General features: G+C 27.1%; 15 protein-coding genes, 2 tRNA genes and 1 pseudogene. 4 read left to right on the forward strand and 14 right to left on the reverse strand.

Features of this window, described 5'->3' with window-relative positions:
• Positions 1–50: 50 nt before the first annotated feature.
• Complete coding sequence (locus EXC48_RS02820; RefSeq protein ID WP_129720684.1) at positions 51–1,010, reverse strand: phosphotransacetylase; 960 nt, start codon at positions 1,008–1,010, stop codon at positions 51–53.
• A gap of 336 nt (positions 1,011–1,346) precedes the next feature.
• Between EXC48_RS02820 and EXC48_RS02825 the strand changes: the two genes are divergently transcribed.
• Positions 1,347–1,431 (forward strand) — tRNA-Leu (locus tag EXC48_RS02825).
• A 72-nt stretch (positions 1,432–1,503) separates the two neighbouring features.
• Positions 1,504–1,579: transfer RNA gene (locus tag EXC48_RS02830), tRNA-His, on the forward strand.
• A gap of 149 nt (positions 1,580–1,728) precedes the next feature.
• On the opposite strand, the gene EXC48_RS02835 is transcribed toward EXC48_RS02830, so the two are convergent.
• The 13 genes from EXC48_RS02835 to EXC48_RS02890 form a co-directional block, all read right to left on the reverse strand.
• Complete coding sequence (locus EXC48_RS02835; RefSeq protein ID WP_015287377.1) at positions 1,729–2,121, reverse strand: PTS-dependent dihydroxyacetone kinase phosphotransferase subunit DhaM; 393 nt, start codon at positions 2,119–2,121, stop codon at positions 1,729–1,731.
• A complete protein-coding gene (gene dhaL / locus EXC48_RS02840) occupies positions 2,121–2,732 on the reverse strand; it encodes a dihydroxyacetone kinase subunit DhaL (RefSeq protein WP_129720685.1) in 612 nt (203 codons plus the stop codon). Before dhaL ends, EXC48_RS02835 begins: the two co-directional genes overlap by 1 nt.
• Complete coding sequence (dhaK, locus tag EXC48_RS02845; protein ID WP_015287379.1) at positions 2,723–3,706, reverse strand: dihydroxyacetone kinase subunit DhaK; 984 nt, start codon at positions 3,704–3,706, stop codon at positions 2,723–2,725. Before dhaK ends, dhaL begins: the two co-directional genes overlap by 10 nt.
• 69 nt (positions 3,707–3,775) lie before the next feature.
• Positions 3,776–4,522, reverse strand: a complete 747-nt coding sequence (locus EXC48_RS02850) for an MIP/aquaporin family protein (RefSeq protein WP_223216315.1) — start codon at positions 4,520–4,522, stop codon at positions 3,776–3,778.
• 10 nt (positions 4,523–4,532) lie between these two features.
• Positions 4,533–6,056 (reverse strand): glycerol kinase GlpK, encoded by a 1,524-nt coding sequence (gene glpK, locus EXC48_RS02855; RefSeq protein ID WP_129720686.1) that lies wholly within the window; start codon positions 6,054–6,056, stop codon positions 4,533–4,535.
• Positions 6,057–6,064: 8 nt separating this feature from the next.
• The gene (gene glpO / locus EXC48_RS02860) at positions 6,065–7,219 is read right to left on the reverse strand and encodes a type 2 glycerol-3-phosphate oxidase (protein ID WP_015287382.1); all 1,155 of its coding nucleotides are present in this window, start codon (positions 7,217–7,219) and stop codon (positions 6,065–6,067) included.
• 195 nt (positions 7,220–7,414) lie between these two features.
• Entirely contained in the window at positions 7,415–7,624 is a 210-nt protein-coding gene (rpmE, locus tag EXC48_RS02865; RefSeq protein ID WP_015287383.1) for a 50S ribosomal protein L31, read from the reverse strand.
• An 18-nt stretch (positions 7,625–7,642) separates the two neighbouring features.
• Complete coding sequence (gene rpsD, locus EXC48_RS02870; protein ID WP_015287384.1) at positions 7,643–8,242, reverse strand: 30S ribosomal protein S4; 600 nt, start codon at positions 8,240–8,242, stop codon at positions 7,643–7,645.
• Between the two features lie 187 nt (positions 8,243–8,429).
• The gene (locus EXC48_RS02875) at positions 8,430–10,220 is read right to left on the reverse strand and encodes a hypothetical protein (RefSeq protein ID WP_129720687.1); all 1,791 of its coding nucleotides are present in this window, start codon (positions 10,218–10,220) and stop codon (positions 8,430–8,432) included.
• A 610-nt stretch (positions 10,221–10,830) separates the two neighbouring features.
• Positions 10,831–11,007, reverse strand: coding sequence for a hypothetical protein (locus EXC48_RS04880; protein ID WP_223216316.1), 177 nt, complete (start codon positions 11,005–11,007; stop codon positions 10,831–10,833).
• 212 nt (positions 11,008–11,219) lie between these two features.
• Entirely contained in the window at positions 11,220–11,513 is a 294-nt protein-coding gene (locus tag EXC48_RS04885; protein ID WP_223216317.1) for a hypothetical protein, read from the reverse strand.
• A gap of 163 nt (positions 11,514–11,676) precedes the next feature.
• Complete coding sequence (locus EXC48_RS02885; protein ID WP_129720688.1) at positions 11,677–12,450, reverse strand: Eco47II family restriction endonuclease; 774 nt, start codon at positions 12,448–12,450, stop codon at positions 11,677–11,679.
• A gap of 4 nt (positions 12,451–12,454) precedes the next feature.
• Entirely contained in the window at positions 12,455–13,453 is a 999-nt protein-coding gene (locus tag EXC48_RS02890) for a DNA cytosine methyltransferase (protein ID WP_129720689.1), read from the reverse strand.
• A 502-nt stretch (positions 13,454–13,955) separates the two neighbouring features.
• On the opposite strand from EXC48_RS02890, the gene EXC48_RS04670 reads away from it, so the two are divergent.
• Together EXC48_RS04670 and EXC48_RS04890 are read left to right on the forward strand one after the other, a co-directional pair.
• Complete coding sequence (locus EXC48_RS04670) at positions 13,956–14,102, forward strand: hypothetical protein (RefSeq protein ID WP_165035637.1); 147 nt, start codon at positions 13,956–13,958, stop codon at positions 14,100–14,102.
• A gap of 163 nt (positions 14,103–14,265) precedes the next feature.
• A pseudogene (locus tag EXC48_RS04890) lies at positions 14,266–14,430 on the forward strand (helix-turn-helix domain-containing protein); the annotation flags it as partial.
• Positions 14,431–14,456 lie beyond the last annotated feature (26 nt).

Raw genomic sequence — 14,456 nt, forward strand, 5'->3', positions numbered from 1 at the left:
TTAATCATACTTAATTAAATATTTATATTTTAGAAATTAAAAAATAAAAACTAGCTTTTTGCCTGCAATGCTGTTATCAAAACGGTATCATATACATCATCAACAGTTGATCCCCTTGATAAATCATTAACAGGTGCAGCTACTCCCGTAACAATTGGACCAACCGCCCCAAAACCGCCTAAGCGTTGGGCTATTTTATATCCAATGTTACCAGCATCTAAATTTGGAAATATATAGATAGTTGTATTCCCAGTGTATGTTTCTTTTTTATATTTTGAAGTGCGAATTTTTTCATCAAATGCGGCATCAAATTGTATTTCACCAATTGCTTTATAAAAACATTGTTCATTAAATTTAGTCACTGCCTCTGAAACAATTTTTGATTCATAACTTACAGTAGAACCGCCTGTTGAAAATGACAAAAACGCTACTCTTGGTTCTATATTTAGGTTAATAGCGAAATCTACTGCATTTAAAGCTATTTCAACTAATTGATCAGCTGTTGGTTTTATATTTACCGAGATATCAGAAAAAATGTATTTAAAATCGTCTTTATAAACAACCATCACAGATGAAATAGTTTTAATACCTTTTCTTGGTCCGATCACTTTAAATGCAGCCCTTAAAATATCTGCTGTTGTGTAATCTAAACCGCCAACAACACCATCAACCTCATTATTTTTTAGCATCATCATTGCATAAAATGGCGCTTGATTAAGATTTTTTTTCGCTACTTCTAAGGTATCTTTACCTTTTCTTAGTTCAAAATATTGTATGGCATATGTTTCTTGTTTTTCTAATGAAATTACTTCTTGTTGAATTTCATCTGAGAGTGAATCATTCTTTTCTTTCACAAGTAAAATAACATTCACTAAACCATTTTTTACTAATAATTTAGCCGCTTCAATAGAACGCTCATCTTCTCCATCGATTAATAAAATTGTTTTTTTTGACTTACAATCTCTGTTAAGACTTTGAACTTTAGCTTCTATTTCTTTTTTAAAATTCATTAATCTCCTTTTACTTTGACCTATTAAAATTATACTAAATTCTAATTAATTTGTCTATGTTTTAGTCTTAGTTTTGTCTCTTTTATGTAAAATATGAAAATATTTACATTATTTTTAAAATAAGCTAATATGATTAAAAATTAACATAAAAAGTCATCTAAAACTTGTTGTCGTAGTCCAAATTTTAAAATGTTAAAAAAATAACTTTTCTTAACTTAACTCACAAAAAATATAAATTATTTTTTAGTTTTAAATAAAAAACTACAATATATTGCATTAAAAACCAAATAAAAATTTCTTTTCAAAATCTAATTAAGTGGTAAAATAATTAAGCAAGCCCGAGTGGTGAAATTGGCAGACACGCTAGACTAAGGATCTAGTGGAGCAATCCGTGCAGGTTCAAATCCTGTCTTGGGCACCAAAAAATAATTTCATATAAAATTTTTTATATGAAATAAATCTTATATAATATTAAAATATTATCACAAATATGGCGGTCGTGGTGAAGTGGCTAACACAGCGGGTTGTGGTCCCGTCATTCGCGGGTTCGAATCCCGTCGACCGCCCCATTTTTTTTTTTTTTTTTTTTTTTTTTTTTTTTTTTTTTTTTTCGGGCGGTAAATAACGATAAGAAATTTAAAAACTTAGTTAAAAATAGCAATCATTATTTGACTGCTATTTTTAATTATTTCAACTCTTAAATTAATATTAATTATAATTATTTAATCACTTTTTCTTCTGCTGCTTTTTTAACTTCATCAAATGAGGCGCCAACGTTAGCTAATACATAAGCTGAAAATGTATTTTCAACAAATGCTCCTTTTGCAACATAAACTAATTTATCTTCAACCATAGTCGAAATTGATTCGGCGGCTAATGTAGCTGAACCTAAATCAGAAAAGATAAAAATTTCATTTATTTCTGGATTTTCTTCAATAGCTTGAAGAATTTGCATTGGTTCAGTACCGATTTCAGTACCATTATTAATTCCACCTAATGCAACTAATTTGACATTTTCTTCATTAATAGGAAGCATCTTTGTTAAATATACTTTTGTAGTATTAGCAAGATCGTAAAAATGACTAATTAAGATAAATAACTTTTTATTCATTATAATTCCTTTAAAAAGTTTTTAAGAATAATTCCAGTTGAAAATGATCCTGGGTCAATTGTTCCAATTGATCTTTCTTTAAGATATGATGCTCTTCCTTTTGTTGCCATCATATCTTTTGTTTGAACAACTAAATATTGTAAATATTCTAATAGTTCATTTTTTGCTTCTAAATTTATCTCATTAAATTCACTCAATTTTGTACAAAATGGATTTCACACATCATACATTGTTTTTTCATTTAATTGAACCTTACCAAGAATTTGTAAGTTTTTAGCAAAGTTTGCAACAAATTCTTTAAAATTTTGAAAATCAATATATTCAGAATTTTTAAATGCTGCTGCTGCTTTCATAAAACTCATTCCATATAATGGGCCTGATGCACCACCAACCTTAGCCATTAATGTACGACCAATTTGCATAAAGTAATTATCAAGACTTAAGTTTGTTGAATCAATTTCTAATACGGCTTTAAATCCTCTAACAATATTATATCCATGATCACCATCACCGATTTTTTGATCTAAATCAGAAATGAAATCTTCATTTTTAGCTAACTCATCAGCAATAGTTTTAACAATATCATTAGCGTGTTTAAGATCTATTTTCAAGCTTTTACCTCATTTTTTTCCATTAATAATTCTTTTAATTGAGAATCTAATTTTAATAATGAAATTGATATTCCTTGCATTTCTAATGAAGTCATGAAATTACCGACATTTGATGTGTATACTTTTATTCCTTTTTCTGCTAAATAATTATGTGCATCATTTGCGACAATGAATAATTCCATTTCAGGTGTTCCACCTAATCCATTAATCATTAATGCAACTTCTGAATTAGAATAGTCATAATCTTTTAAAATTATATCAATCATTTCTTGTACAATTTCTTTTGAACTCTTAATATTTTCTCTTTTAATACCTGGTTCTCCGTGAATTCCTAAACCGAATTCAATTTCTTTTTCAGCAAGTTCAAATGATTTTTTACCTGTTGTAGGAATATAAATTGAATTAAGTGAGATACCAAAAGATCTTACATTATCAATAACTTTTTGAGCCACTGCTTTTACTTCACTTAAAGATCCACCTTTTTGGGCTAATGCACCGGCAATTTTGTGCACATAAACTGTACCAGCAATTCCTCTACGTCCAATAGTTCAAGTAGAATTTTCAACAGCAACATCGTCATTAACTAAAACTGTTTCAACTTCCTTACCTTCTGCTTGAGCTAATTGCTGAGCAATTTCAAAGTTTAATTTATCACCAGTATAATTTTTAATAATTAATAGTGTACCAGCTTTTGAATCTAAAGCATTTATGGCTGCTTCAACTTGATCTGGTGTTGGTGATGTGAATACCTCTCCAGCTACAGCACCTGAAAGCATACCATTACCAACATATCCCATATGTGCAGGTTCATGTCCAGAACCTCCACCTGAAATTAAAGCAACTTTTGATCTATCAAAATGTTTGTTAATAACTACATTATAACCTGGAACTCTTTCAACATTTGGATTAGTTTTCACTATTCCTTGAATCATTTCTTCCACGATATTTTCTGTTTTATTTAATAGCTTTTTCATAATTCCTCGATATAAAATTATTTAATATTAATAAATTTGTGCATAATGCACAAATTTATGATTTAAAATTTAAATTCAAGCAAAGAAACCGATGATTGCCCCACCAACCATTGGAGCAATAACAGGAATTCATCCATATCCAAAATTTGCTCCAATATGTTCTTTTTCTCTACTTCTTAAGAATGTTTTTTCCATAAATCAATATAACATTCTAGGACCTAAGTCACGAGCGGGGTTAATTGCATAACCAGTAGATGCACCAATTGAAAGTCCAATTGACATAACTATCATAGTTACAATAATTCCTGTAATATTTTGAAAATTTGTTTTGCCGACCGCTAAAATCACTCCAACAAGTACTAATGTTCCAACTAATTCATATGAAAAGTTAAAGATTGTACCACCTTCTTTGTTTGAAAATGCAGGTCCTGTGCAGTGTGAACCACGTACACTTGCTAAATCTGTTTCTTGAATGTGTTTTCAATTAATGAAATCTAATATTATTTGCGCTAAAATTGCACCAATGAATTGCATTACAATAAATCCTAATCACTCAGGATGAGCAAATTTATCACTTACTAATGCAAAAATTGTTACTGCTGGATTTAAATGAGCAGGGCCACCCATAGCTACACCAACAACAACTCCTGCTAAAACTGCGAATCCTCACCCTAATGCAATAACAACTCATTTCCCTGGTTGGTTCGCAAACATACGTTTATGTGAAACACTGAATACAACACCATTACCAAGTAGAACTAAGAATAATGTTCCTACTAATTCTGATGCATATACTAATCCTAATGATGCTACCATTTTATTTTTCCTATTCTATATCTTTTGTTCAATTTAAGGTTTTTCTAACCGCAAGGTCCCAACCTTTTAATAATTTGTCAATTTCAGTTTTTGATAAAAGAGGTTCAAAAACTTTTTCTGGTTTATTTAGTGTTTTTAATTCTTCTAAGTCTTTTCAATAACCAACAGCAAGTCCAGCAAGATAAGAAGCTCCTAAACCTGTTGTCTCGATCTTTGAAGGTCTTTCAACATTTAAATTAGAGATTGATGATTGAAATTGCATTAAATAATTTGATTTTGATGCACCACCATCTACCTTTAATAAGATAATTGGTTTTTCCAAATCTTTTTCCATTGCTTTAAGTAAATCATTTGATTGATAAGCAATTGAATCAAGAGTAGCTTTAACTATATGCTCTCTTTTTGTTCCTCTTTCTAGTCCGAATATGGCACCACGAGAATTTGAGTCTCAATAAGGTGCTCCTAAACCAGTAAATGACGGAACAACGTATACTCTTTGTTTTTGATCATCATCAACCAATGAAGTAAAGAAATCTGATTCAGCTGAATCATAAATAATTCTAATTGAATCTCTTAATCATTTAATAGCTGCACCAGCTATAAATACTGACCCTTCTAATGCGTAAACAGTTTTTTCTTTACCTAATTTTCAAGCAATTGTAGTAAGAAGCTTGTTTTTACTTTTTACTGGTGTTGTACCGGTATTAACCAAAGTGAAACATCCAGTTCCATAAGTATTTTTAACCATACCGACTTCAGTACACATTTGTCCAAATAAAGCTGACTGTTGGTCACCAGCTACACCAGTAATAGGCACTTCACCAACCGCTTTATTTGATCAATGTGTTGGCTTTACATAACCATAGTATTCTGAGGAAGATTTTACTTCTGGAAGAATTTCTCTTGGGATTTCCAAAAGATCCAAGATCTCTTGATCTCAATCAAGTGTATGAATGTTAAATAACATTGTTCTTGAAGCGTTCGAAACATCAGTTGCATGTACTTTTGCATCAGTTAATTTTCACATTAATCATGTATCAATTGTACCTGCCAATAACTTACCTTCTTTAAATTTCATTAGTGCTTCTGGAACATTTTTAAGGATTCAACGAATTTTTGTCCCACTAAAATATGGATTAATAATTAAACCAGTTTTTTCAGTGATCTTTTCTGTTCATCCTGCTTTTACAAGTTCATCACAATAATCTGATGTTCTACGATCTTGTCAAACAATAGCATTATATACTGGTAAACCAGTTTCCTTATCTCATAATACAATTGTTTCACGTTGATTTGTAATACCCAATGCAGCAATATCATGTGATTTAATTTTTGCTTTATGTTTTGCAGATTGCATTGTAGATAATTGAGTATTTCAAATTTCTAATGGGTCATGCTCAACTCATCCAGATCGAGGGAAATATTGGGTAAATTCTGTTTGACTACTTGCTACTATTTCACCATCATGATTAACCACAAGTGTACGACATGAAGTGGTACCTGAGTCAAGTGTGATAACAAATTTATCTTTCATTTTACTCCTTAAAATTGAACTTTAAATTTCGGATTATAGTCTGGGTTTTTTTCTAATTTAACACCCGCTGCTTCTACTAATTTAGCAATCTCTATCGCTATTGCAGGAGATGATGCTAATGCTGGCGATTGCATTCCAGCTGCATTAATAAATTTTGGATTTAATTTCGCTGGTCTAATAACAAAGTCATTAGTTTCAATATCGATAGGTCTTGAACCAGCTAATGTCATTTCGGTTCTTTCAAGTCTAATTGATGGAATAATTTCTTTTCCAATTTGTCCAATAAAATCAAATTTTTCCTTTGTTACAACTCTAGTTTGGTCCTTTGGAACTCCTTCTTCAGCAGTAGGTCCAACTAGAACACGACCATCAAGCATCGGAGCTACAATAACACCTTTACCGTGAATTGTTGGAACTTTAAAACAAATTGAATTAACAATTCCTGCCTCGGTTCTTGCTAAAATTCTATATTCACCCCTTCTTGTTGTTTGCTTAAAGTCACCATATCCGGCTTTTTCAGCTAAAACGTCTGCATAATGACCAGCAGCATTAATAACTACACTTGATGTAATTTCTTCTCCGCTTGCTAATGTTATAGTAAATTCATCATTAAGATATTTAATATCAGTAACTTCTGAATTTCTTCTTAATTCAGTACCATTTTGCTCACTAGCACCCATAAAAGCATATGTTGCTCTAACTGGGTCAATAGCTCATGAACTAGTGCATAATAATGCTCCTTGTACTTTTGGATTAACATTTGGTTCTCTTTTTAATACTTCTTCTTTAGAAATAACTTTTAAGTATTCCTTTGGAACTTTATTAATTAATCCTCTTTCATATAACATATGCACATGTTTCATTTCTTCTTCATTAAATGCTAAAATCAATGAATCAACTTGTGCTCTTGGAAATTCTAAATCCTTAAAGATTTTTTCTCTTCATAATTGATTACCAATTACGTTTAATTTAGCTTCAATTTTATGAGGATCTGGATCAAATCCGCCATGAATTGCGCCCGAATTTCCTTTTGAAGTTTCATCAGCAAAAACTGGATTTTTTTCTAATAATAAGGTTTTTAGTTTATATTGAGATAGTTCATAAGCGATTGCTCCACCTATAATACCTCCACCTATTATTACTACATCATATTTGCGTTTCATTTTTTACTCCTTATTTTATTAAGTAAGATTGTATATTGCTTACAAAATTACCTTTGAATATTATAATACTCTTTTTATGAAAACATTACCATTTTTTCATATTGTGATTAAAATGTGGAATTTTTACATTTTTTTACATAAAAATAAAAAAAGTCACAAAACGCGACCTTTTTAAATAAAATTAAGCAATAATGACTATTTAGCTTTTTTTTCTAAACGCTTATTAAATTTATCAATTCTTCCAGTTGCTTTAACTTGGGTTCTATTTCCAGTAAATACAGCGTGGCAACCAGAACAAACATCAACAGAAAAGTTCTTTCTTACAGACTTAAATTCAAATTTTGTACCACATGTTGAACAAGTAATTTTTACTTCGTGATATTCAGGATGAAGATTCTTTTTCATTTATTTTGCTCCTAGTTATTATTTTGAATAGAACTCTACGATTAAGGCATCTTTAATTTCTTGATGCACTTCGCTTCTTTCAGGTAGTCTGTCTAATTTAAAGTTAAAGTCTTTTCTTGTTAATCATGCAGCAGGTGTATTAGCTGCTAAAGCTTCAGTAATTTGTTTGTTTGTTCTTGATTTTTCTTTTAATTCAACAACATCATTTAGCGAAACAACCATAGATGGGATATTAGCTTTTTTACCATTTAATGTGAAGTGATTATGATTTACTAATTGACGAGCTTGACGTCTTGTTAAAGCGAATCCAGCACGGTATACCAAGTTATCTAAACGAACTTCTAATAATTGAATTAAATTAGTACCGGTAACGCCTTTCATTTTAACAGCCTTTTCAAATGTTTTACGTAATTGTTTTTCATTAACACCGAAAAGATGTTTTAATTTTTGTTTTTCATATAAGTGTAACCCATAATCAGAAAGTTTTACTCTTTTATTACCATGTTGTCCAGGTGCATAAGTTCTTTTTTTACCTTTTGCAAATTCTTTTCCATTTTCTAAAATAGAAAAACCTAGACGACGAGCTTTTTTAAATACTGGACCAGTATATCTTGACATGTTTTTCCTCTTTTCTGCATAATTATAAGAGGGTTTATTTCTATTTATTTAATTTATACTTAATGTTTTCGGTTTTCAGCTTTTCTACTAACAATGTTTTGCATGCATAAATTACTTTAAATATAATAAACTGCTGTTTTAATTAATGCTTATTTATTTTAACACAAAAGTTGAAATATCAAAAATATTAATATTTGTCTTTTATAGTATATTCCTTCTTATTTTGAACATTTTTAGGATTGTATTTAAAAGTAATTTCGATATCTTTTAAATCTTTATTAAACTTATTTTCTTCTACCTTAGTAATTTTTACATCTGTAAATAAAGTATTTTGTTTTAATGTGATCGCAAAATCATCTTTTGTTAATAATTTTTTTGTTTTTTTCTTGGCACTTTCTTTTAATGTTACTGAAATATATTCGAATGCAACCTTTTCAACAAAATTATTTAAATATCTATCATAATTTTTAGTTAAATCTGTATTATCTTCCATTATTAATGAACTATCATTTGATAGAACAAGACCATTTTCTATAAAACCAATTATATCTTCAAAAGAATTTTTATTATTAATGATTAATTTAGTTTCATCAAAAGATAAACTTGTTGTAAAAAACTTTTCAAATAAAACTTTATTATTCTCTACATCGTTTTTAATTAACTCTTCAATTGGAAAATATGTGCTTAAAGTGGCAAAATTTTTAATCTTAGTTACATCAAACTTCTGATTTGATTTTGAAATATAATCATAATATGAAATTTCCTTGTCTTGATTTTTAATACTATCTATAAGGATCTTTGTAACATTATCTTTAATGGATTTATAAAATACATTAAATTTATCATGATATTTCATAACCACTGTTAAAAAATAATTTAAATCATTTGCATCATCATTAGCGATAAAAAGTAGGTTTGGTTTTTTATAACTTTTGTCAATATTCTCAATAATTTTTTTAACAGTATTATATGATATTCCGGTCACTTCGAGTCAATTATTAAAAATATTCGCGTCCTTCACTTCATCCAAAAATAAAGATTTAAAATCTATAATATCTTCTGAATATGGTCTTACATTTTTAAAATTTAATAATCTATATTTTTGAGTAACCAATTTACTAAATCAATATACTTTTAAATTAGGATATTTTTGACCTAGATGAAATACTTTTTCCTTCGGTTTAAAATCTTCTATTTTTCATATTCTATTTTTATTATCGAAATTAAGATTCTTATATTCAACATTTTCATAATTATTATAATAATTTCTTAAATAGTATTCCCCTTTATCGGGTGATTCATTTAAAGCATTTATTTGAACATTAGGTAATTTAATTAATTTTTCAAATACATCTGCTCTATTAACAAGCATTTCAGAATTCATTCAAACATTAATAACCTTTTGATTATTTTCAGTAGCTATGTCATAAACCTTTTGATAAAATAATTCTTTTTTATTTTCATCGCTTGAATTTAGATCATCATTTTCAAATTTAGTAATTTTATATTTTCGAATATTATTTTTAGTATCTAAATACTTCTTAAAAGACGAAAAATTAAAATTACTGTTTGATTTAGGTTCATTATAAAAGAATTCAAAGTCTTTTTTAGTACTTAAAGCAAAAGCAACAAGTTCATAAAAAAGATTAACATTAGTTGATGAATAGTATATATTAATATCTGCAAAATTTTGTTCATCAAAAACATTTTTATATTCATGTGATGATGGAAAAAAATCTTTATAAGTTTTTTCATTTTTATTCATTTTATTTTCTTCAATTTGTTTGTCGCTACTATGCTTGAGATTATTATTATTATTATTATTATTATTATTATTATTATTATTGTTGTTGTTGTTGTTAATTTCTTTATTTGGTTTATTAGTTATGGCTAAAACTATACCAGTTGTAACACCAGCAGTAATAGCAATAGTAGAAATAAAACCTAAAATAGTTCAAAATATTTTTTTATTTTTCATATTTATCCTTACTAATTATATTATTTAGATATTTTACTATTTTTTGGTTATAAATTAAAAAGTATAAAAAATAAATAATTTGTTTTAGCAAATGTACAATTTGCATTTAATATAAATAAAAAAATCAAAATAAACAAGGGAAATTTTTTCGGACACTTTAATCTTATTCTTTTGTAATTATATCAATTTACAAACTCACTGATTTTGTATGACAATTCATCAAAATTCATTTGTCGACACTTCATGGAAAAGTCAGGAAAAATTTCGCTTTTGAGTATTGAGAAAAAATACTCAATTTCACGATTATCTAAACTATTACCAATTCTTGACATTGATATTTTTCCATTTAAAGACTTAATTTTATTAATATAATCTTTCGAAGAATATGCAAAACCATGATCTAAATGTAAAATTATTTTTAATTTCGTATTTTTAATATTATTTAAAACTAATTCAGTATCATTATTTAATGATATTTCATATGTTACAAACTTTGTTTTATGATCAATTATAGCTGATAAATAAATATGATTTTGATTAATATCTTTTGGTGCTGGTATATAAGTACATCAGCTACGTAAATTGTATTATTCTTTGAATTATAATCTCTTTAAACCAAATCCACAAACTTAACATTAGTATTTTTGTGTTCTTTTTGTCTATTTTTTCTACGTACAAAAGTGAATAAATTTAATCTTTTCATATAGTTCCCGAGGGTTCTTGGGTTCACTTTAATGTTATAAGTTAAGAATAAATATTTGGGTAATCTTCTTCTGCCATATCTCATTTTGTTATCAGTAAAACTTTGATGAATAACCTCTTCGTGTTTAATATATTTTTGCTTTTTGATTTTTTTAACTTTTAACTTTTCATAATATATTGATCTTGCTATTAATAAAATCTTTGCTTTATTGCTTGATGAAAGCTTTTCTATTTCTTTAATATTTTTAATATCAGCATCAATGTTATTTTCATTAAAAATTCTGTAATAGTATTTTATTACCGCATCTTTTTCATCATCTTTAAGGGTATCAATTCACGTATAGTCAAGAACTTTCCTTTTCTTCTACCTACACCTTCACCTTTTTTGCTTGCTTTACCAGTTTTAGATTGAGTATTCAAATTATACATTTTTCTTTTTCTCAACATTCTTTTTAATGATTCTTTATTTCAATAATTTTGTTTAATAGAAAAAGAGATTTGTTCGAATTCAAATTTGCTGATCTTGCGATTCTTGAAGTCATCATATGCGTTAAAGATTTTTACTCATTCTTCTGTTTTTAAATGTCTCATAAATATTCTCCTTTTAAATATGCGAAAAAATCACCCGGAAGTGTCCGAATGATTTTTCCCAGTCTATATTAAATATTCTTTTATAAATATTTGTTATTTGGAGATTTACACAAAATTATCTACACTATCTAAAAGGCTGAATCACAAAATTAAGTGCAACAGCTTAATTTTGTAATTCAGTAAATCCTTCATAAGTTTCAAAAGCTAATTTATACAATGCTTTCAATATGTCTTTATGAATATTTTCTAACTCTTCAAATACAGTATCTTGTTCAATTTTAAAATTTGAATCGTTATTAATTATTTTTTCTATTGTTATTGGCAATTGGATACATAAATCTCTAAATGAATTTTTGTCGCCAGTTACAATTTCATAAAATTTATCTATCGATATTCTTCTAATTCTTTTATTTGGAAGTTGTTTTGTTTTTTCTATTGATATAGCCCATTCTATATCAGATGATTTTTTAGAAATTATTTCCACTAATGCGCAAACACTTTTTTCTTTATCTTTTGAATTTAATAAATGATTTTGCATTTTTATATATGTGCTTTTGGCAGAAGAAGAATTCATTGTATTATGTTTATTTTTCATTTCAATATAATAAATTATTTTTGAATTTATATCTTCATATACGACATCTCAACCTTCTTTTGGAACTTTACAATTATTTATATATTTAAAAATATTTTGATGAAAATATCCTATTGCATTATTATTTGACTTATCCCTTTGTCTAGTTAATTCCAATTCAATAATTTCCTTATAAGTTTTATTTAAAATATTTTTGTCAAATAATAATTTAATTGGGTCAATTATATTCTTATTAAATTTTTTTAAATCTATTTTTTTTAATATTTCTCCGTACTCTTCAATCGTTTTTTTAACATGATTTTCAAAATCTTCTTGTTTTATAAATTTTAAGTTATACTGCATAAATTTATCCCTTTAAACTCTTAATTATTTCTTTACCAATCTCATAAGCTAAATTACAAGGAACTGCATTTCCTATTTGCTTATATTTATTTGCCATACTTCCAAAAAATTCTCACTCATCAGGAAAAGATTGAATTCTTGCACTTTCTCTAATGGTAAAAGGCCTATTTTCGACCGGATGACATCTATCTGTTTGCTTCATTTGTGGTGTTGTTAATATTGTTAATGATGGTTCATCCAAACTCAATTTTCTTAATATTCCAGTTTTGCCTCCAGTCATATACCAACAACTTTTCATATATTCTTTCGCATATTTCTCTGGTATATCTTTCCAATATCCACCAGGAGGAACTAATTGAAATAACTTTTCTTTGTCTTTTGAATATTTTGCTCCTTCACTTTTTGGGACATTTACTAATATATCTCTTAAATTTAATTTATATTTATGCTCCTTTGGAAACTTAAATATTATTTTATCCTTTAAATCATTTCTAATTCCAACAATTATTAACCTTTCTCTTTTTTGAGCAACTCCATAATTTGCTGCATTTAAAACTTTATATTGTGCATAATATCCTTGTTCTTTAAAGATAGTTAAAATTGTTTCAAGTGTTTTACCTTTATTGTGTGACAATAGGCCTTTTACATTTTCAAATAAAAACATTTTTGGTTGTAGCTTATTCAAAAATTTAGCATAATGATAAAACATTGTTCCTCTAACATCTTCTAATCCCATTTTTTTCCCTGCATAACTAAAACTTTGACAAGGGGGACCACCTGAAATTAAATCTAGTTCATACTTTTTTATACTAAATTCTTTTTCTAAATTTCTTTCAGCAACCTTTTCGATATCTTCTTCCAAAACATTTCATTCTTTTCTATTTATTCTAAGTGTCTTTGCTGCATATTTATCTATTTCAATTAATCCTATATGATTAAATCCTGCTTTTTCTAAACCTAAAGCCATTCCTCCTGCACCTGCAAATAATTCTATACTTTTCAAATTTTGATCTCCTTTTTTATAGATTGCTGCTATTTTTTTAAAATTTATGATATTAATTTATTTTTCATTTAGGTAATTAAATATTATTTGCATTTTTTATTAATGTAATATTAAGTTTATATAGTCCCTAACTTTGCGTGTACGGTGAAAACATAATACGTGCACACACATAATATAACATTAAAATTATAAAGTAATTGTATAAAAAGCATAATAAGTTTTTTTAACATTCTACAAAATGCGAAATAACCTAGATTTTTATATAAGGTAGTGGAAGAATTAAATTGATATAGGTTTGATAAAAGTGATATAACTTAAATATGGAAATATTGTTCAATTTAAATAAACAAAAAAATTAACAAATTTTAAAAAAATAGAGAGATCTTTTATATTAATTGCTGAAAAAATAAAATAAATTTAAGTTACGGAAAATAGTTGAAATTGATGCACAATTTGAACCTTATCTTAATGATAAAAAACCTATTTATATCACGCTATTGATGTGACTACTGGTTGTTTATTAGCGGTTTGATTCGAAGAACAAGAAACAACATTAGGTTATAAAAGATTACTAGAAATGGTTTTTAAAAAACACGGCTTTCCTAAGATGATTTTTTCAGTAAAAGAAGAACATTTTGGGGTAAGGTAATGAAAACAATCAAACAGCATTTGAAAAAATTCTAAATGAAAAAGGTATAAAAATAAAACGTTCATCTAATCCTATAAACTTTTTTAAAATAAAAACTTTAGTAAAATTTAAATAACATTTTTTTACTAATAAGTTGCATATGACTTTTGGAATATATAAATTTATGGGGCTTATTAGTTGAAAAAAAATAAATAAAGAAAATTTAAAAAGAGCAAGCAGTAAAACAAGCAATATAATCGCAAGAATTAGTAAAGGTAATTATATAAACCTTGAATCAATAGAAAAGATTTGTTTAGCTTTAGAATGTAAAGTTGAAGATTTAGCAGAAATATATACAGATATCTGAAGGAATAA

The sequence above is a fragment of the Mycoplasmopsis cynos genome, assembly GCF_900660545.1.
GTDB lineage: Bacteria > Bacillota_I > Bacilli_A > Mycoplasmatales > Metamycoplasmataceae > Mycoplasmopsis > Mycoplasmopsis cynos.